General features: G+C 53.4%; 12 protein-coding genes. 9 read left to right on the forward strand and 3 right to left on the reverse strand.

Going from position 1 to position 18,462, the window contains the following annotated elements:
- The first annotated feature begins 1,552 nt into the window (after positions 1–1,552).
- From WCS52_13750 to WCS52_13790, 9 genes are all read left to right on the forward strand, one after another.
- Positions 1,553–2,884 (forward strand): hypothetical protein, encoded by a 1,332-nt coding sequence (locus WCS52_13750; GenBank protein MEI6168243.1) that lies wholly within the window; start codon positions 1,553–1,555, stop codon positions 2,882–2,884.
- A gap of 788 nt (positions 2,885–3,672) precedes the next feature.
- Positions 3,673–4,809: an MFS transporter gene (locus tag WCS52_13755; GenBank protein MEI6168244.1), complete on the forward strand. Its 1,137-nt coding sequence runs from the start codon at positions 3,673–3,675 to the stop codon at positions 4,807–4,809.
- A 3-nt stretch (positions 4,810–4,812) separates the two neighbouring features.
- Complete coding sequence (locus tag WCS52_13760) at positions 4,813–5,796, forward strand: hypothetical protein (GenBank protein ID MEI6168245.1); 984 nt, start codon at positions 4,813–4,815, stop codon at positions 5,794–5,796.
- Between the two features lie 99 nt (positions 5,797–5,895).
- Entirely contained in the window at positions 5,896–7,023 is a 1,128-nt protein-coding gene (locus WCS52_13765) for a substrate-binding domain-containing protein (GenBank protein MEI6168246.1), read from the forward strand.
- 562 nt (positions 7,024–7,585) lie between these two features.
- Positions 7,586–8,614, forward strand: a complete 1,029-nt coding sequence (locus WCS52_13770; protein ID MEI6168247.1) for an MFS transporter — start codon at positions 7,586–7,588, stop codon at positions 8,612–8,614.
- Between the two features lie 138 nt (positions 8,615–8,752).
- Positions 8,753–9,169: a LacI family DNA-binding transcriptional regulator gene (locus tag WCS52_13775; protein ID MEI6168248.1), complete on the forward strand. Its 417-nt coding sequence runs from the start codon at positions 8,753–8,755 to the stop codon at positions 9,167–9,169.
- A 34-nt stretch (positions 9,170–9,203) separates the two neighbouring features.
- Positions 9,204–11,399: a hypothetical protein gene (locus tag WCS52_13780; GenBank protein MEI6168249.1), complete on the forward strand. Its 2,196-nt coding sequence runs from the start codon at positions 9,204–9,206 to the stop codon at positions 11,397–11,399.
- The gene (locus tag WCS52_13785) at positions 11,396–11,803 is read left to right on the forward strand and encodes a hypothetical protein (GenBank protein ID MEI6168250.1); all 408 of its coding nucleotides are present in this window, start codon (positions 11,396–11,398) and stop codon (positions 11,801–11,803) included. The genes WCS52_13780 and WCS52_13785 overlap by 4 nt, the downstream gene beginning before the upstream one ends.
- Positions 11,804–11,960: 157 nt before the next feature.
- The gene (locus tag WCS52_13790; GenBank protein ID MEI6168251.1) at positions 11,961–15,551 is read left to right on the forward strand and encodes a hypothetical protein; all 3,591 of its coding nucleotides are present in this window, start codon (positions 11,961–11,963) and stop codon (positions 15,549–15,551) included.
- A gap of 141 nt (positions 15,552–15,692) precedes the next feature.
- Here the strand turns inward: WCS52_13790 and istB are convergent, their stop codons facing one another.
- From istB to WCS52_13805, 3 genes are read right to left on the reverse strand one after another with little or no spacing between them, the layout of a single operon-like run.
- Positions 15,693–16,424 carry an IS21-like element helper ATPase IstB gene (istB, locus tag WCS52_13795; GenBank protein MEI6168252.1) on the reverse strand — a complete coding sequence of 244 codons (732 nt, stop codon included), beginning with the start codon at positions 16,422–16,424 and terminating at the stop codon, positions 15,693–15,695.
- Complete coding sequence (gene istA, locus WCS52_13800; protein ID MEI6168253.1) at positions 16,421–17,887, reverse strand: IS21 family transposase; 1,467 nt, start codon at positions 17,885–17,887, stop codon at positions 16,421–16,423. The genes istB and istA overlap by 4 nt, the downstream gene beginning before the upstream one ends.
- Positions 17,884–18,204, reverse strand: a complete 321-nt coding sequence (locus WCS52_13805) for a hypothetical protein (protein ID MEI6168254.1) — start codon at positions 18,202–18,204, stop codon at positions 17,884–17,886. The genes istA and WCS52_13805 overlap by 4 nt, the downstream gene beginning before the upstream one ends.
- Positions 18,205–18,462 lie beyond the last annotated feature (258 nt).

The raw sequence follows: 18,462 nt of genomic DNA on the forward strand, positions 1-18,462 counted from the left end.
TTCTGGGTAGGCATTCTTGCTACGCAGGCACCCCGTTAGGTTGACGCATATGCGCTTCGCGGGATCGGTGCTGGCGGGCCGCAAGGTGCGTGCCAGGCACCGCCATCGGTCCGGGCTCAAAATTCCGCCCCGACCGCTGTCGGCGCCTGCTACGCCCGCTAAAGCGGGTCACGCACCTTGCTTCATTGGCCCGCCAGCTCTTCAGAAGCGCGCGCCGGAGTACCGGCGCTTAACCGCTACGCGATGCCCGTCCCGGCACCTGCGAAGAAAAAGAAAAGGCCAGGTGCCGTTCCAGGGCATCGCTCCGCGTCCTCCGGTCTTTCTCTGGACACCCTATTGTCCAGGGCGCTTCAAAGGGCCGGGCTCCTCGCCGCCTTATGCTTCAACTTCACCCCAAAGGCGGCCGCTTCGCGCTCGCGGATCCGCCGGGGCATACCGGCGGACCCGTCTCGTACCGCCCCGAGGGGCGGAATCCGCCTCCGTGGTTCAGTTTCAGCAACAGCGTCGTTTCGTCCGGTCCTTTCAAGCGCCAAGAAATAACTCGGTCGGCAGGTGCCGCCCTCGAAGTCCCGCTTCGCGGGATCGGTGATGGCGCACCGCGGACTGACATTCCATCACCCGCCATCGGTCCGGGCTCAAAGTTCCGCCCCGACCGCTGTCGGCCGCTGGAATGCCATCCGCAAAATGCTGCGCCATCCTCACAGAAGAGCGCGGCGGGCGGCCCGGGAATGCCAGTTCCCCCCTCAGTTTCCCCCCCTTTGGAAACCCCCCTTTCCTGATCCCCCCTCCAAACTCGAATCCACCAAAGGGGGGGAAACCGCAGGGGGCACTGGCACGGCGGCTTCTATGGCGCGGCTGAAGAAACCGCGGGGCCCCTCTCCCCCCGCGGAGCCGCGCGCCGCCGCCCTTCGGGTTCCCGGTCCACTCCGCCGCTTGTCCCCCTTGCTCCTCGGCCCCCGAGGGGCCGGGCGCGTTGGTCGGGCAGGGGAGGGCTCGATTCCTCACACCTCCCCAGCCCTTCAAGGAGTTCGCAAGCTCACCCATTTGTTGCGGCTACGCCTTAGCCCCCTTGCGCCTTTTCGCCCCCAGTGGGGGCGGGCGCGTTGGTTTTGCGGCGGCGCGCCGGCCTCGCGCGGAAGAGCGCCTGCAAAACAATGATGGGGAGATCCCCATACCCCCTTGGAGACGCGCGTGTTGTCCGGCGGCCGGCAAACCATCAGGCCACCGTGTTGATCAATTCCATCGCGGCTAGTTCTGGCAACCCGCCTCAGCCCATTATGCCACCGGCCAACTGAATTCCCTCGCTTCACTCGAAACCGCGTCCCGCGGCAGGTGCCAAGGCGGCTACGCCGCCCCGGGATTCATCTGCTGGTTGAGGTCAAAAATCTGTCGAAATCACACGGACGCTATTTGTCCTGGTGGTAATGATATGAATATAGGTGAAAAACATGGAAATGAATATTGCCTGATCCTGTTTGTGCGGCAATAAAATGATGCTAAGGTTCATCTCCGATAGGAGATTGATTCCAGTCTGATCTGAAAGGAAACCTCTATGGGCGGCCAACACCTTACTGCATTTTTCGGAGACGCTGAAAAAACCATCGAACTGCTTCCCGCCATCTTGGAGAAAGGGTTGCCGGTTGCACTTCTTCCTGATCAGATCGCTTATACCGCCGAACACCAGGATGAACTGAATACCATCGCCTATGCATTCCCGGCCTCACCAGCCTGTTTTGTTGCTATTGCCGGAGGAATCCCAAGCCGGAAATCTTATGAATTGCGCACCATGTATCCCTTCATGAGGGAGGGCGTGATGCATATCTTGGAAATCATGGATATTAAGCCAGATGAAGACGATCTTGAGGGAGTTGTTGAGACCGTCAACCACAACGCCGTCACTATTTCCTTTTTTGATCCTCTATTCCCTTGCCAGCAACATGTCTATGCCAATGGACAAAAGTACGAGTTCTCAATCGCTGCTATGGCCTACAGTCTGGAAAAAGTAAAGGAAACCACCTTTGCAATAACCGAAGGGCCCATGTTGGACTTTGAACGGCAAAGAACATTAGAAAATGATCCTGCCGCTGATGTGACAAAAATTGAAAAGATTGAGTTTTCTACCGCTCAACTTCGCACCATGATGATGGGTGAGAATGGGGCGGATGCAAGTTTTCAAACTGTTGTTGAAAGTGTGGCATTTTTTCAGGTCGAAGGCACTGAACTTTGCAAAATGTCAGTTGTTCTAATGCATAATGATGAAGAGAACTTTGAAGTGACGCTCTACGCCTCCGAACATATTCTGAAAGGCTACCGTCCAGCCGTGGGCGACAGTATTCGCGGCATGCTTTGGCTGCAAGGATATCCTGTGCGTCCGGTGGATGACCCCGCAAACTGGGGTGATCGCCTCACTCCCGCCTCACCAGATTATGATATGGCTGGCATTGCCAATGCTTTCGAGGTAATGGATTACCTGTCAGACCAGCATCCTGGTGTGGTTGCAATCGGGTGGGCAATCGCCCATGCAGGATGGGATGTTACAAAATATAACAACCCTGAAAAATCCAACGATATCCCAGCCTTCATGATCGAGCGGCCAGGCCGGAAAGCTATCAATGTTTGGATTCGCGCCCACGTCACGGGGGTGGAGCCGGACTTGCCGTTTTCTTCCACAGAAATTGCCGAGTTCGGCGATTGCAGTGCAGAGCATGGTGCCGATGCAGCGTTCATAACAGTTGCATGTAAAGACATCGGGAAGGCGCATTCCTTCAAAGTTGAAGGACTGGAAACACTGGAAAAGAATCTTGGCAAAGTCACAATCCCTGAATATCTAGTCAAACCAGAGTTTCGTAAACCAATAGAAATACCCGCCTCTGCCTCTACATGAGGCTGGATTTTTATGAGTATGAACTATGGATTGAGCGTGGATCCAGGTAATCGAAAGTCGCCACAGGTTTATTCAGAAGATGAATCAATCGCCCCGACAGATGCCAGGGAAACGACGCAAATTCATGATTCACGAACGTCAACGGCCGTAACATCCCTGGTATGCTTGCCGCATCACACCCGGCGGGGTAGGGGATATTCCATTCAGCTCGATGAATCTCGCAACTTACAAACACGACTCTGCTCCCTTCTGTATCCTTCGTAAAAAAAAGGAGTCACGAGCGATTCAAATCGCCCGTGACCCCCTAAAGTTGTCGCCAACAAATACAATTAAATTATCAGCAGGAAAACAGTCAGTAAAGAGCAAATCTAAAAATCAGCGAAATGATGAATAAAATACGACTGCACTACTGTAGTGGGTAGGGCAAGGCCGTGGCTCACGGCATCCAGTATTTGAGGTCTTTCACCATTTTTGCATCGCTCCGTCCCATATGTTCGTTACGTCAGATTCTCCAGCAAACCCAACAACTGTCTCCAGAAATACCGTTTGACGGACAAGGGCCGGGCGCTACCTGAACGAGAACGGCGCATTGCTGCCACATAACTGAAATGGGCATATCGCCAGATTTTTTCATCCCTGCCATCAGCAACTCTCCAGGAGACTAGACAGTTGGCGCCATCGCAATAGGTATGGCGAAAGCGACTACAAAGTGGATTTTCTGGACAATGCATTGTTCATAATGCGACGGTTGCCCCTGAGTCACTTAAATGAAAATATCAGGGAGACGGATGCAGGCGCTTTTATATCTTAGTCCGGCGTTGATGGATTGGATGGTGTTTTTTGTATCCTTTGCCGTGTTTTATGCGGCAGGAGTCCGTGGGGTGGGGATGCAGGAGTGCGGCTGGCTTGGCATTCTTTTCCAAGCGGCCTACATGACGAGCAGTTTTGTGTCAGGGCATTTTATCACTCAGCACAATGCCAGGAGGGTCCTGTTTGCGAGCACGGTGGTGTGCGGGATCGCTAGTGTTGGCGTCCTATGTTCGAGCGCGTTTTGGCTGCTGGCAGCCGGGTTACTGATGTTCGGGGCGTCATCCGCCTGGTTTTTCAATTCGTTCCAGGCATTTATGCGGGGCGAGGCCTCAGTGGGGAGTCTCAAAACCTCCGTGGCATTGTATTCCTTGTCATGGTGTCTGGGCGCTGCTCTAGGGAATGTAACAGCAGGCTGGCTTTATCAATGGGGCGTGCCTGCGTTGATCTTGGCAGTTGTGTTCGCTACGGCAGTCATTACATTCATGCTTACCCGACCGCTCAAACAGCCAGCGGTTGATCACCTTGCCGAGGAGCCAGTGGAGCATGGGACGCGCCCGGAATATCCTGTTTCAAACGCCTATATTGCCATCGGCTGGCTGATGATCTTTACGGTCACATTTGTCCAACGTCCCCTGTTTACGTTCCTGCCGCCCCTGTTCGCCTCACAAGGGATCAGTTCGCTGTGGGCAAGTTTACCGCTTTTCATGCATATGGCGGTTTCGGCGGTTTTCGGATTTGCCATGTTCCGGTTTCGCGACTATCTGTATCGCCGGACGCCTTTCTTTATTATCCAAGGAGGTGGGGTAGCCGCTTTGTTCGCCATGTGGCTATGGCCAACTTACTGGGTATGCTTTGCCATGCTCTGTCTCCTGGGAATCTATGCGGGGTTTGTGTATTACTGCGCCGTCTATTATTCGAGCAATTCGGGGCGTCGTTCCTTCAATATTGGAGTCAATGAAGCCCTCGTGGGGTTCGGATCCATCGCCGGGATCGTGTTGGGCGACGCCTGGATGCGGCATAGCGGATCAACAATCGATATGTATTTGGTGTGTGGCATCGGCCTGGCAGTGTCCATCATTGCCCAAATGGCCATTGTCTTTATGAAGCGGAGGTAACGGATGACTGGGTTTGAACTTGTTGAATTATTCCGTCAAGGATCCAGACGATGCCATGTGATTGGCTCGCTTGAAAATGGGGTTGTGGCCGGATTGGATCTGGAAGGGCGCCTCTTTGCCGTGCTGAATGGGGAAGTCGTCAATAAGGTGAACCCAGAGGCCATTCTGGGGGTAACAGATGGTGAGAAATATCTGAACCCAGGTGGGGACGGGCTCTGGCCTGCACCCGAAGGAACGGCTTTAGGCTATGAATATGCGAGCGGGAAATGGCGGGTTCCGCCCGGGCTTACCGGAGCCAAATACAAGGTGGTGGAGGCTGGGGAAAACTTTGCCAGGATTCGGGCAGAAGTGGATCTTATCAACGATCGTGGGCTTGGAATTCCCACTGTGTTCGAGCGGGCTGTGACTGTTATTTTTCCCGAATCATCCTGTCTATCCTGTGCATCGATGTTAAACCCCTCTTTGACAGTTCGGGTGACGGAATCCATCCAGTATATCGGTTCTGTCACATTGGAGAAGGGGCATTTCTCGCTGGCGCCATGGACCCTATGTCAGTTCGACTCGGGCATGGGAACGGAAGTCACCTTCAACGATGTTTCCGCTTCATCCTTTTGGGACCTCTATGCTTCAAGCCATGAAAAGCAGTATCAACAAGGCGGGGTCTGGCATACCAAGACAGATGGGGGCATCCGTTATCAACTTGGCATGAATAAGGATGTCAGTTGGTTGGAATTCACCAATCCCACGAAGAAACTCAGAGTTCGGAGAACCGTCGGTCCGCTTTCTGATGGTCATAAATACATTGATATCAGTGACGTGTCTCCCGACCGGATGCCGTCTGAAAAAGGGGTCAAGTTCAGCGTCTACAGTGACCCTGGCCTGTTTATGGAAATCGAGGCCTGCGGGGGGTGCCCTGAGACGCTGATCTCAGGCTGTTTGATGAGTGTGTCGGTAGAGACAACTTATTCCTCACTATCCCTTACTTGATTTAGCCCCTGTAACCCATTCATTATTCCGTTGAGAGGAATAACAATAGGGTATATATTGGTTGAGAAAAGTTTCACTTTGGATGAGAGAGGAATGGACATGAACTCTGGAAAGCGCAAGAAAACGGGAACGGCGAACGGGTATTCGACCAAGTCGGAGGTGATCGAAGAGGCGATCAAGCGTGGTATACGCAAGGGACTTTATGTCGACCGACTGCCATCAGTTTTCGCGCTTGCCGAGGAACTCCACGTTAACTTCAAAACCGTGCATAAAGCCGTTGTGACATTGGTTAAGGCTGGCATTCTGGAAAGCTCCAGGGGTAGGGGCACGTTCGTGACCCCCAAGGGAGCGGAGTTGGTTGAGCAGCTGGGTAGTGGCGAGGAGTCGGGGGAAAGATTGGTTCTTTTTTTCATGAAGGCGGGCGGGGATCTATATGGCCGGATGTACGAGTGTATGGTGTCACGGCTGAACAAAGCCCATTTGTTCCCGGTGGTGATTCGGGAGGGGAATGAAAGTGATATCCTGCGAAGTTTGGGGCGGTTGAATCCTGCGGCGCTTGTCATAGACCGTGAATTTAAAGAATTTCCTTATGAGTTGCTGCAAAAGATGGACAAAGGCGACCTGCGTATTGTCTTTTTGCACCGCATGGAGTCCGACCTTCAGATCCATGCCGATTATGTCCTTTCTGACAACGTCTATGGCGGGTATATTGCAACCCGGCATCTCATTGAGCTGGGGCACGAGCGCATTCTGCACTTGAATGTTAAGTTGGATCCCCTGCCGCCCCCAATGATTTATCGGCATACCCCGGCATCCCAGGTGGCCGAGGGCTACAGGCTGGCCTTACAGGAAGCTAATCTACAGCAGAATGAAAGGTGCATCTTTGAAGCCGCCGATAAAAAGGATAGTCAGGAAAAGCTGAGAGCCGCGTTGGCTGATCCCGCCACCCGGCCCACCGCGATTTTTGCGCATGGTGATTTCCGGATTGTTAACGCCCTCGGGATCATCAAAGAATTCGGTCTGAAGGTGCCTGAAGATATTGCGCTGGTCGGCTACTACAATACTTCGCACTGCGAACACTTCGAAGTGCCCCTGACCAGCGTGTCGATCCGGGAGGATGAACTGGCCCGTATTGCTGCAGAGAAGATTATCTCGCGCAGCACCGATCGTGAACGGATTCTGGTCAAGCCGACACTCGTTATCCGGCAATCCAGCGGTGCGAAGTAGGCCGCACGTGCGAATGCTTCTCTTAGGGGCGCATAACTGCGATTAGGTGCAGCATTTGAGCCCCCCTCTCGGCAGACGTATCAAAATCGAAAGAAAAAACCACCCGCTTGGAGTACCAAGCTCGAGACGCCGAGTCACTGAGGTAATTCCACAGAGAATACAAATGTGGCGTTAATTTTTCCATATGAGTACATGTGGAAAAAATAAACGCCACATTTTGGGTTATCTTCTCTGTGGAATTATCTCCATGCCTCTGTGTCTCAAGCCGTACTCGGCGGGTGGTAAACCTCTTGATTTTTTCGCGATTTCAAACGCGTCTGGCCTGAAGGTACACCAAATCGCAGATGCGCCGGGATTTTAGGTGGCCGGAACTTGGGGTGGACAAACAAAGTGATACAGTTATGATGCCGCCTTCAATTGGAAATAAGTGAGGAAACTGATGCAGGCACTTTTATATCTTAGTCCGGCGTTGATGGATTGGATGGTATTCTTTGTATCTTTCGCAGTGTTCTATGCGGCGGGGGTGCGCGGGGTTGGTATGCAGGAGTGCGGCTGACTTGGCATTCTTTTCCAAGCGGCCTACATGACGAGCAGTTTTTTGTCCGGTCATTTTATCACGCAGCACAATGCCCGGAGGGTCCTGTTTGCGAGTACTGTGGTGTGTGGGATCGCTAGTGTTGGCGTCCTGTGTTCGAGTGCGTTTTGGCTGCTGGCTGCCGGGTTGTTGGTGTTCGGGGTTTCTGTCGCTTGGTTTTTCAATTCATTTCAAGCTTTTATGCGGGGAGAAGCTTCCGTTGGCAGTCTCAAGACCTCCGTGGCTTTGTATTCGTTGTCATGGTGTCTGGGCGCTGCTCTAGGGAATGTGACGGCAGGCTGGCTTTATCAGTGGGGGGTGCCCGCCTTGATTCTGGCAGTTGTTTTAGCCACATCGTTTATCGCCTTCATGCTGTCGCGACCGGTCAAGCATCCGGTGGCGGGGCAACTCGGCGACGAGGCCGTTGAACATGGCTCTCGTCCTGAATATCCGGTATTAAACTCCTATATTGCGATCGGATGGCTGATGATCTTCACGGTCACGTTTGTGCAGCGCCCGCTGTTTACGTTTCTACCGCCGCTGTTTGCCTCGAAAGGGATCAGTTCACTGTGGGCCAGTCTGCCACTATTCATGCATATGGCTGTTTCGGCGGTTTTCGGTCTGGTTATGTTCAGGTTTCGCGACTATCTGTACAGGCGGACACCGTTCATTATCATTCAATGTGGCGGAGTTGCCGCATTGTGGGCCATGTGGTTATGGCCAACCTACTGGGTTTGCTTTTCCATGCTCTGTGTCCTGGGGCTATATGCTGGCTTTGTGTATTATTGTGCCGTCTATTATGCGAGTAATTCGGGACGGCGTTCATTCAACATCGGAGTCAATGAAGCCCTTGTGGGGTTCGGTTCCATCGCGGGGATCGTGTTGTGTGATGGCTGGATGCGACACAGTGGTTCGTCTGCGGACATGTATTTGGTCTGTGCAATTGGTCTTGCGGCGTCCATCATTGCCCAAATGGCCATTATCTTTATAAAGCGGCGCAGAGTCATGAGCAACTAGCCCGGTTGCATGCGATTGATTCATTGTCCTATCAAAAAAAGTGAAACAAATCGTATTTAAAATGTTGACATTAACATCAGTTATGTTAATTTTACATTAATAAAAGCAAGCCCTAACAATCTCAAATCGATTTCCGCCATAGCGCAGGAATGCAATGTGAGTGCCATGACGGTCAGTCGGGCGCTCCGTAACAATTCACTGGTAAAAGAGGATACGCGTAAACGTATTGTCGAAACGGCTGAGCGTCTGGGCTATATCCGTTCACCGCGGATGGGGCGGCCTGCTGTCGCTGGGCATGAGGCCAAGCTTAAAATTCAATTGGTGGCCGGAACGATGGGCCGTAGCATGGCGGTCTTTCATTCGCGGATGCTGATAACCATTGAACAACATTTGGCGGAACGCGGGTATGAATGCCTGATTCGAACCTGCAACGGTGATTATGCGCAGTTCATTCAATTAAAGGCACACGATTCAGCGTCTACAGCGATCCCTCCTGCTTTATGGAAATCGAAGCTGTTGGCGGCTGTCCCAAGCAACTGCCCCCCGGCATGGTGATGTCGGTCGAAGTCACAACGGAATATATACAATAATGAATGTGAATGATCTACCGCATGGTGAGGCCAAAAAGGCGCTGGAGTTTTCGCATTTTCCAACGCGACTCCAGGCCGTTATCTGGCGGAACTGGGGGCTTGTGCCCGTTGAAAAACTGGCAGAGGTCCTTGACGCGACATCGGGTCAGATCAAAATGCTTGCCGCCGACATGGGCTTAAGGAAAGACGACAGCCTGTGCCCGCTTTGGCATGAACGCGGCTATCTCACCATCATCCGGCGCAACTGGCATCTTCTGCCTTACGAGCAAATCCTCGCACTGTTGGACTGGACGCCGGATGAAATGGCATATGTCCTCAAGGAAGACGATTTTTTCTGGCATAAATTGGGGCTTATGAAGCCGGACACCGCACCCGTTCGATATGCCCCTCTTACCGAAAAGGAAATTCAGCAGACCGCGGTATTGAAGGCAATCATTTCAAAATACTTTCCTGTTGATCAGATTGTCCAAGACCGTCCATTCGGGTTTTTGAAGCGGTATGGCCATAGTTCGTCTAACCCTTCAATATCTCAGGATTGCGGCGATGGCCTGCGTCTGACGTATTCATATTCAGCGGTTTACGGAGATCCGTTGCTCAATGAAAAACTTGATCCCTATCCGGACGACTTGCTGGCGGATTACGCTGCCGCTGGAATCAATGCCGTCTGGTTGCAAGGAACGCTTTACACCATGGTGCCATGGTGTGGGGAATCAAAATATACAACCGCTTGGCAGGTACGGCTCGCAAATCTAAGAAAACTGTGCGTGCGGGCGCAAAAATTTGGCATTAACGTGTATCTCTATATAAATGAGCCACGGGCTATGCCTGCGGATTTCTTCGAATCACACCCTGACTGGAAAGGAATGCCATCCCGCGATGGATTATCTTTCACGGTCTGTACCAGTTGTAAGCCGGTATTGGATGCATTGCGCAATGGAGTGGCAGAATTATTCCGAAGTGTGCCGGAACTTGGTGGAATCTTAACCATCACCATGTCCGAGAACCTTACGAACTGTTGCTCACGGCCTGCCGATATTACGGCGCCCTGTCCAGCCTGTTCAGCGCGCGGTCCGGCCAAAGTCGTTGCCGAGATCAATCAGGCGATTGCTGAAGGAGCGCATCGCATCAAGCCGGAGGCGGATGTGATTGCCTGGACCTGGGCCTGGTCCCCGGAGTGGGACGAAACCGCCGTGGCGCTCTTGCCCAAGGACGTCAAACTCATGTGCGTCAGTGAAACCCATGTGCCCACTGAGGCCGGGGGCATCAAAGGGCTGGTGGTGGATTATTCCATTTCCAAAGTCGGGCCTGGCCCGATTTCTTCCCGACTATGGAAAAAAGCGCAGGAGTGCGGTCTCAGCGTCATTGCTAAAGTACAGCTGAACAACACCTGGGAGTGTTCGGCCGTGCCCTACATACCCGTGCCCGGCCTCGTGGAAAAACATCTACGGAATCTGGAAGCCGCAGGGGTAAAAGACCTGATGCTGAATTGGACGCTGGGCGGCTATCCTGGCGGCAATTTTGAGCTTCTAAAAATGCCGAAAGAAAAACTGGCAGTTGAAAAATACGGCGAGACAGCGGCGCCATTGATTCTGAAAGCCTGGGCTTGTTTTGATAAGGCATTTGAAGAGTTACCCATAAATGGGACGAATCAGCTCTATACCGCACCGCAGAATTTCGGGCCGATGAGTCTGCTGGCTGCGGAGCCGACCGGATATAAGGCGACGATGATCGGGTTTCCTTACGATGATCTCGATTCCTGGCGCGGCAACCATTATCCCGAGGATGTCTTTGAAGAACAGTTCCGGAAATTAAGCACCGGCTGGGCGGAAGGATTAAAGCACCTTGCTGAAGTTGGGGAGGGGCCGCGGCCTCGCGGACCGGCGGAATCGGGGTGTTTAACGCACTTTTCAGCAAGCAAACTCGCCGCATTCGAAGATCTGGCTAACGTCGCAGAAGCCACCTTCTGCCATTTCCGGAGCACCTATCTCCAAATCCGGTTTGTCCGGTTGCGGAATACCGGCAATACGAAGGAAATCAAAGCTGTTCTTAGCGAAGAAATCGAGCTGGCACAACGGCTGCATGCCGTCATGCTGCGGGATTCACGGATCGGGTTTGAGGCCAGCAACCACTATTATTACACCGCTAACGATCTGAGGGAAAAAATCCTTAACTGCGAGTCCCTGGGGCATCTATGAAAAAACTTTTTATACTGCTAGGGTTATTGTTCGCATTTCAGACGCTGTCATGGGCTGAAAAGCTCAATAACACGATTCTTTCGGCGCCGCCCATGAAAAATCCCCCTGTGATAGACGGGACTCTGGGCGGGAATGAATGGGCCGAAGCGGTTAAGTTGTCCGGCTGCGGCTGGTTGGAAGTCCAGGATCCGCGCCAGTTTGAACTGTGGATGGGTTATGACGACAACAATCTGTATTTTGCCGGCAGAAGCGAATTGCCGCCCGGCGGAAAACTCCTGACCAAGGCCTGTTTGGGCCAGGATGTCGCCAATGATGATTCTGTTGAACTGATTATTGTGCCGCCAACTGAGCGTCCGCAGGGCCCCCTGCAATTTGGCTTCTTCCAGTTGCGAAGGTGCTGGTGAACTATTTTGAAAATGGGCAAACACGGCAATAGAAGATAATGAAAAGAATAATAAAAATGAATTAGCGTTAATTATGAAAAAAAGTGACATGAAACCAGGAAAACTAATTCTCATAAAAAAAGGCCAAAAGCGGCTTACCACGGCATTGAACATTGGCATGATGCTGCTATCGCTCCTATCCGGTATCAGCGTGAAAGCCGCAGAGGAGGCGGTCAAAAAAACATCCGTGCTGGTAATGTGTCCGGACTTTGCGTATTTCGGGCTGGACATCAATTACCTGAGATTATTGCATGACAAAGAGGGGTTTAACGTTGACTGGCTGGATTTCAGAGGTAATGGAGGAGTCCTGTCCCCGGATCGCTTGAAACAGTACAACGTGTTGGTGGTGACCGATCCGCCGGCGTTCCACAGCGGGGCGCTGAAGGATCAGAAAACAGCGGATGATTTCTGCGACATGCTGGACAATTTTATGGCGGAGGGCGGGGGCGTATTATTGTTGTACAGCCCTTCTGTATGGGACAGTAAACTCTGTTATGCCGCGTATGAAAACACGTTTGTGAAACGTTATGGCGCAGGTTTCCTCCAACAGCAGGTGATCGAGGAAGACAACCCGGAAAACCGGGTTGTGAATTTTGGATTGAACGATCACATATGTAATTATTTCTATACGGACAACGTGATGCCGCACCCGGTTACCGCCGGTTGTAAGGGGTTGTGGTATCCGCTGTCCACGGCTTTCACGGCTAAACAGGACAACACCTATCGTGACAATTACTCCTATGCGTTATCCCTGTCGCCGCAATGGCAGACGCTGATCAGCGGATCTCCGACCTCCCACACCCGGACCGGAAAGTATCGCTACCTGGAACTGAAACTGCCGGTTCTGCAATCCGTGACTGAAGTCGCCGCGCCTCCTCTGCTGGCGGCTCGGGATTTTAAAAAAGGACGGATGGTGTTTGGCGTGACAGATCCGAAATGGCATTTCGGTGGCGCAACCATGCTGGTGAACGGCGGGCAATTTGGTCGTGACGAGATATGGAACGGCTCCGACCCGTGCAAATTAAGCTACGTCATGCAGGGACCCTTAAAAGGACGGGAAAGTTCACTGCACCAGTTGATTGTCAATGCCCTTGACTGGTTGGCAGAGCCGAGTCTTGCGAGCGGAACGCTAGGCGGCTACAGGCAGAACATGGCGCGGATCAAGAATCCCGACCCGGGCCCGACGCCGGTGGCGGATTGGAAAAATCAGAAATTTGATTCGGAAGTTGAAAACTCGAAAGGCATGCGTTCTTTCCGCGGCCTGATCGGCGCACGCACAGCCACCTCGGGCGGGCAGGGTACGGTCGCAGAATACCGTCAGGCCGGCTTGAAGACGGGGTTGGACTATCTGGTTTTCCTTGAAGATTTTGCGCAGCTGACACCGGATAAATACAAGTCGTTTGGCGAAGAGTGCAAGAAAAACTCGGACGCGCAATTCACATGCATCCCCGGAGTGGCTGTGGACGACAACATCGGACACAGTGTCTTCTACTACGGATTTGAGTATTATTGGCCGTCACCGAAATTTATTGATTCGGATGGCCGCAGGCTGAATTGCCGCACAAAGGACAAGGATGACGGGAATGTGAGTTTGCCCCACCAGAATGAGCTGTTGCACATCTTCAGCCGTATCAATTGGGGATATTATAATTTCTCTGCGAATCCTGCCTCTGCGCCGATGTATGATTTACGCGTTTACAACAGTGTCGGCCTCTCTTACTACAAGAATGGACGGGAAGTGGAAGGGTTGGCACAGAATTTCAAAGGCTATCTGGAAATCAATAATCAGGGCTGCAATATTCAGCCGCAGTCGGTAGATATTGTGACGGATCCCGCCGGTATAAAAACCGCCGTTGCGGACGGACATATGCTGACTTGTGTTTTGGCCAGTGACCGCGAAGGCATTATGCCGGCGCTGCGTTATGAATACCTGCGTCCGCCTACGGCGTATGTAAGCAGCGGTCCAGTGATCCGTGAATGGAGTTGTTTGAACCGGGACTACGTGACTTATGCGGACGAGTGGGTGACGCCGAATTACCGGTTCCGGGTCAAGCTGGATGTGGAAAGCGATGCCGGTCTGACGGAAATCAGGATATGGGACGGGCTGAAGCTTTGGGGCGTGATCCGTCCGAACGGAGCGAAACGATTCACACATGTCTTTGAGTTGGCGCATGACAGGCAGAAGAACCTGATCCTGGAAATCACGGATGCCAATGGGCGTAAGGCCGTCAGCGGCGAACAGTTTGACCGGTCGCATATCAATATGCACTACTGGTGCGGTGATCGTAATAACGGCAGTTTGTGGCATGGTCCTCACTATTTCGTTTACACTGGGGATACTGATAAGGAAGTGGGAGTTGCGCTGGGAACTAAATTTACGGATGGCGGAGGAGCAAGCGTAGCGCTTGGAAGCGGGGGAAACGGGACAGTCAAAACCAGTAAAGGGGATTTTGAGGTTCGCAGACTTGTCAACCGTCCTTTGCAGGAGATGATCAGCACGGATGCGGGCATTCTTTCCGACAGCTGCATAGACACGTACCCCTCGAATATGCCGGTCTATCTTGCGTATGGCACCTATGGGCCGCTGGTCCCTGCCGAGCTATTCCATTATTTACAGACACGGATTGGATTCCGCAACCATTATGGCCAGCCTACCGTGGGCAATCCGTCGGTCGCAGGTATTCCGGATCCGGGCGACATCACCATGCTTCTGCATGAGAATAAATATGTTTTCCAGACGGATCTCACGGTTAGGCAGTTGCCGCTTTTCGGCATGAGCTACGGGACTTACGGCTTGCTTCCGAGTAACCAGATGATGGTGGTTGTCTCGCGCAACCCCGGGAGTGTGCCGCTTGTGGTGCGCTGGCCTGAGGAGCGTGCCATTTTGGATAAGGGACTCGATGGCGTTGGCGCTCCGCTTAAAATTGAACATGGCGGATTTATCGCCGTGCATGCCACCCAGTCCAAATCCGGCGCCCTGGTGAACTTTAACATTGGGAACGAGCCATGGCGTGTGCGTCCCGAAGGGCCGTTCGTGCAAGTGTATGCCGATCTGGACGGGAAGGAGTTCAAGAAGGACGAGGCCTATACGTTCCGCTGTTTGAGCATTGTGGGGAAAGCAAGGGACAATAACGTGGGTGAGCGGCATCTGGGGATTCAACAATATCTTTTCGGCGGGAAGCGCGGCTATGATGTGAAACTGGTAAAAGGTCAACTGCTGCCTGTCTCCGATGGGACACTGGATATTGAAGCTCAAGGAGGGGTGGCGGATTTCTCAATACCTAATCCCAAAGTCGACTTGCAATTGACATTGGGGTGCCGGGTATCGGGACTCAACGACCATTGGTCGGCCTATTTTTACGACAAGATCGGTAAGCGGGCGCGACCAATCGGCACATGGAAAAACGTCGCCTACGTGCGACTGGATCCGGAACGTGCAGAATTAACGGCTGTGCAGGTGGGGCATCCGGTTGTCGCGGACAACAATGATGTGGTCATCTCAGTCGCTGTGCTCGGTGACGGCAAGTATCCGGCCCGGAAAGACGGGATATTGTGTTTTGACGGGGTGTACAGCGTGCAGTTGAACAATCCGACGGACAAAGATCTAACTGTGACGTTGAAGAAGAACATGGATCTTCCGGGTTTCCCTTTCACGACGAAGACCGTTGAGATCAAGGCCGGTCAGCTCCTTGAGGTCATCAAGAATTGATTGATGATGAAAACCGCCTCCAACCATCCATTGGATCTTAATATTCCTTCTTATGAGCGGCGGCGCGAACTTGTAGCTGGAGTGGCGGGCCGAAGTTGTTGAGGTCGCCGGGCTCCCCGCGGAACCCGGCGACCGGTATGATTACTCGACCTTTCTTTCACGCATGCGATATGATGGTCCATCAATAACGACTGACTCGGCGTGGTGAAGCACGCGATCAAGAACGGCAGACGTGATCATGACATCCCCGTTAAAGATATCTGTCCAGTGCTTGAAGGCTTTATTGGTTGTGATCAAGGTGGATCCCCGCTCATAGCGCAGGCTGAAGACCTGGAAGAGAAGGTCGGCTCCAAGCTTATCGATGGGCAAGTAGCCGAGCTCATCAATCAGCAGGATTTCCGGGCGTGTATAGCGTTTCAGGCAGGCTTTGAGCCGGTCTGTAGCCTGTGCTCCGACCAAGGTGTTGACGATGTCGACCGCAGAGGTATAGAGCACTGCGTGATCCTGTTGGCAGGCCTCGCAGGCCAAGGCGGTGGCCAGATGGGTTTTACCGGTTCCAACCCCGCCTATGAACACCACATTCCCTTTGTCCTTGAGGAAGCCCAGCCGGAACAGATCCTGGATCTGTGGCCGGTTGATTTTCCGTGGCCAGTTCCAGTCGAACTGATCCAGTGCTTTCAAGACCGGGAAACGGGCTTGCTTGATGTGACGGGCCACCCGGTTGCCGTGGAGTCGGTTCCATTCACCCTCCATGAGGTGCTGAAGGAACTGGTGGTGAGTCCATTGTTTTCGGGCCGCTTCGGCAGCCAGGTCCTCATGGTTTTCGCCGCACCAGGCCAGTCGCAGATCGGTAAGCAGTTCGGGAAGTTTCACTGGATACCTCCTTCATAGATCGATAGATCGGCGGGTGGCAGTTCCAACTCCAGCATATCTCCAGCACGCGGCACATGCAGAACGCCTGGCTCTTGCCGCCTGAAGCGTTGGCGTTGCTCGAGGATATTGGCGATATACTCGCTACTGAAGACCTGCAACTCGAAAGCGTCCTCCATGGCCAGACGCACCGCGTCCACACCGTAGATTTCCGAGAGCCCCACGATCTTGCGCATATGCATCCTGGCGTTAGGGCGCCGTTCCTGCATCTGGCGATAGAACTCCTCGGCCTTGCTTCCGAGCTGGAGATAGCGTTGCCACATCGCCTGTTCCCGGGCTCCCCGTCGTTGCTGGATCAGCTCCCTCTCATGATCGGGATCCAGGACATCCAGATAACGTTCATAGGAGCGTAAGGGTGACGCGATCAACACGTTGTTGTGATATATGGCCAACCGCTCGGGGTAGACCCGCACATTTACCCGGCTCCCTGCATATTTCGAGGGCACTGAATAACGATTGGTATCGAACACGATCCTGAACTGGCTGTTGGTCATTGTCTCGCGTGGTACGCCCACATCATAAAGGCCTGACTTCGGCAGGGGGGGCAACGTCTCCCCCTTGAACCGCTCATCCGGGGCCTGCCGTGTCGTCGCATGGATCCGCTGGTTGGCCACTTCGTCCCGCCAACGGTCTGCCGCCAACTGCACTGCGCTCAAGCTGTGGAGCTCCAGTCCGGCCAGGAAGCTTTTCTTCACATAGCCCACCGCATTCTCAACCCGGCCTTTCTCATTGGGCTTGCGCACTCCGCACGCACGGGGCTCGAAGCCGTAATGCCGGGCGAAATCCTCGTAGCGCGGATGATACGTCGGAGGCTGTCCATAAGGATGTGACAGTACGGCCGTCTTCAGATTATCCAACATGATTTTCGCGGGGACACCCCCGAAAAACCGGAAGGCATTCTGATGGCAGGCCAGGAACTGCTCCATCGCCTCGCTGAGCGTGAACTCCACATACAGCCGTCGGCTGTAGCACAGCACCATAACGAAGAAGCTTAGACGCCGCCGGGTATTCCCGATGGCGATACTGCCCGCATTGCCCCAGTCAACTTGCGCACACTCTCCCGGTGCAAACCCAAGCGTCAGATGGGGCTGAACCTTTGCCGGACGAATCTGCCGGATGTATTCCTTGAGGATGCTGTAGCCACCCGTGTACCCCGCTTCCCGCAGCCGACGCATGACCTGCATCCCGGAGAGCGGATACTGCTCCAGCCACCGCGCGATATCCTTCTTGTGCCCATCCAACTTGCTCTCACGCCTGATCCCTTCGCGTGGACGAAAACTTTCCTGATCCAGCCAGTACCGGACCGTGCGTTCATCCAGTGACACCTCAGTGGCGATCTGCCCCGCCAACAGTTTATCCCGCACGCTCAACTCGTGGATCCGGTGATATGTCGTATAGTCGATCACGCCCGCCTCCTCTCAGGCACGCTCAACACCTGGTAAAGCGGCGCTTCCCACGCCAGGAGTTCCTCCTCCACCAACCGCCACCGGCTTGCCGTCAATTCCCCTTCCGACAGGTTCAACTCCCGGCATAAACTCCGATCCGAATAATACGACAGCCCTTCTGCATCACCCACCGTCACCAGGAACAAGTACAGACCCCATACCGCCGCCGGACACCGCCGGGTATACCCATCCCTCACCAGCCGGTGATCCACCCAACTGAACTGTTCCGGCACCCGCCTCACACCTTCTTCGCACAATACCCTTTTTTCAACTCTCATCTTTTTATCGCTCCTTTTCAGTTTTGACGCACGATCCCCGGGCCTTTCCCAAGAATCATTTGTCCTCGACTGTGGAGCCTTTTTACGGTCGTGGCGATGTCATCACGTAACACCCCCGAAATCTGCGAAATCAGGCCTATAATCAGCGGATTCTGCTCAAGGCAGTCATCACGTAACACAACACGACTACCCTTATCCTCTTCTGTTTCAACAACTTCTGCGGCGCAGCAATCACGTAACACGGCCGCTTCCGCCTCC

Source organism: bacterium, assembly GCA_037128595.1.
GTDB lineage: Bacteria > Verrucomicrobiota > Kiritimatiellia > CAIKKV01 > CAITUY01 > JAABPW01.

Bases quoted from the DNA above. Each gene is read 5' to 3' on its own strand.
- WCS52_13755 (MEI6168244.1), top strand. From the start codon at position 3,673: ATGCAGGCGCTTTTATATCTTAGTCCGGCGTTGATGGATTGGATGGTG.
- WCS52_13765 (MEI6168246.1), top strand. From the start codon at position 5,896: ATGAACTCTGGAAAGCGCAAGAAAACGGGAACGGCGAACGGGTATTCG.
- WCS52_13750 (MEI6168243.1), top strand. From the start codon at position 1,553: ATGGGCGGCCAACACCTTACTGCATTTTTCGGAGACGCTGAAAAAACC.
- WCS52_13760 (MEI6168245.1), top strand. From the start codon at position 4,813: ATGACTGGGTTTGAACTTGTTGAATTATTCCGTCAAGGATCCAGACGA.
- WCS52_13805 (MEI6168254.1), bottom strand. From the start codon at position 18,204: ATGAGAGTTGAAAAAAGGGTATTGTGCGAAGAAGGTGTGAGGCGGGTG.
- WCS52_13780 (MEI6168249.1), top strand. From the start codon at position 9,204: ATGAATGTGAATGATCTACCGCATGGTGAGGCCAAAAAGGCGCTGGAG.
- WCS52_13790 (MEI6168251.1), top strand. From the start codon at position 11,961: ATGATGCTGCTATCGCTCCTATCCGGTATCAGCGTGAAAGCCGCAGAG.
- WCS52_13785 (MEI6168250.1), top strand. From the start codon at position 11,396: ATGAAAAAACTTTTTATACTGCTAGGGTTATTGTTCGCATTTCAGACG.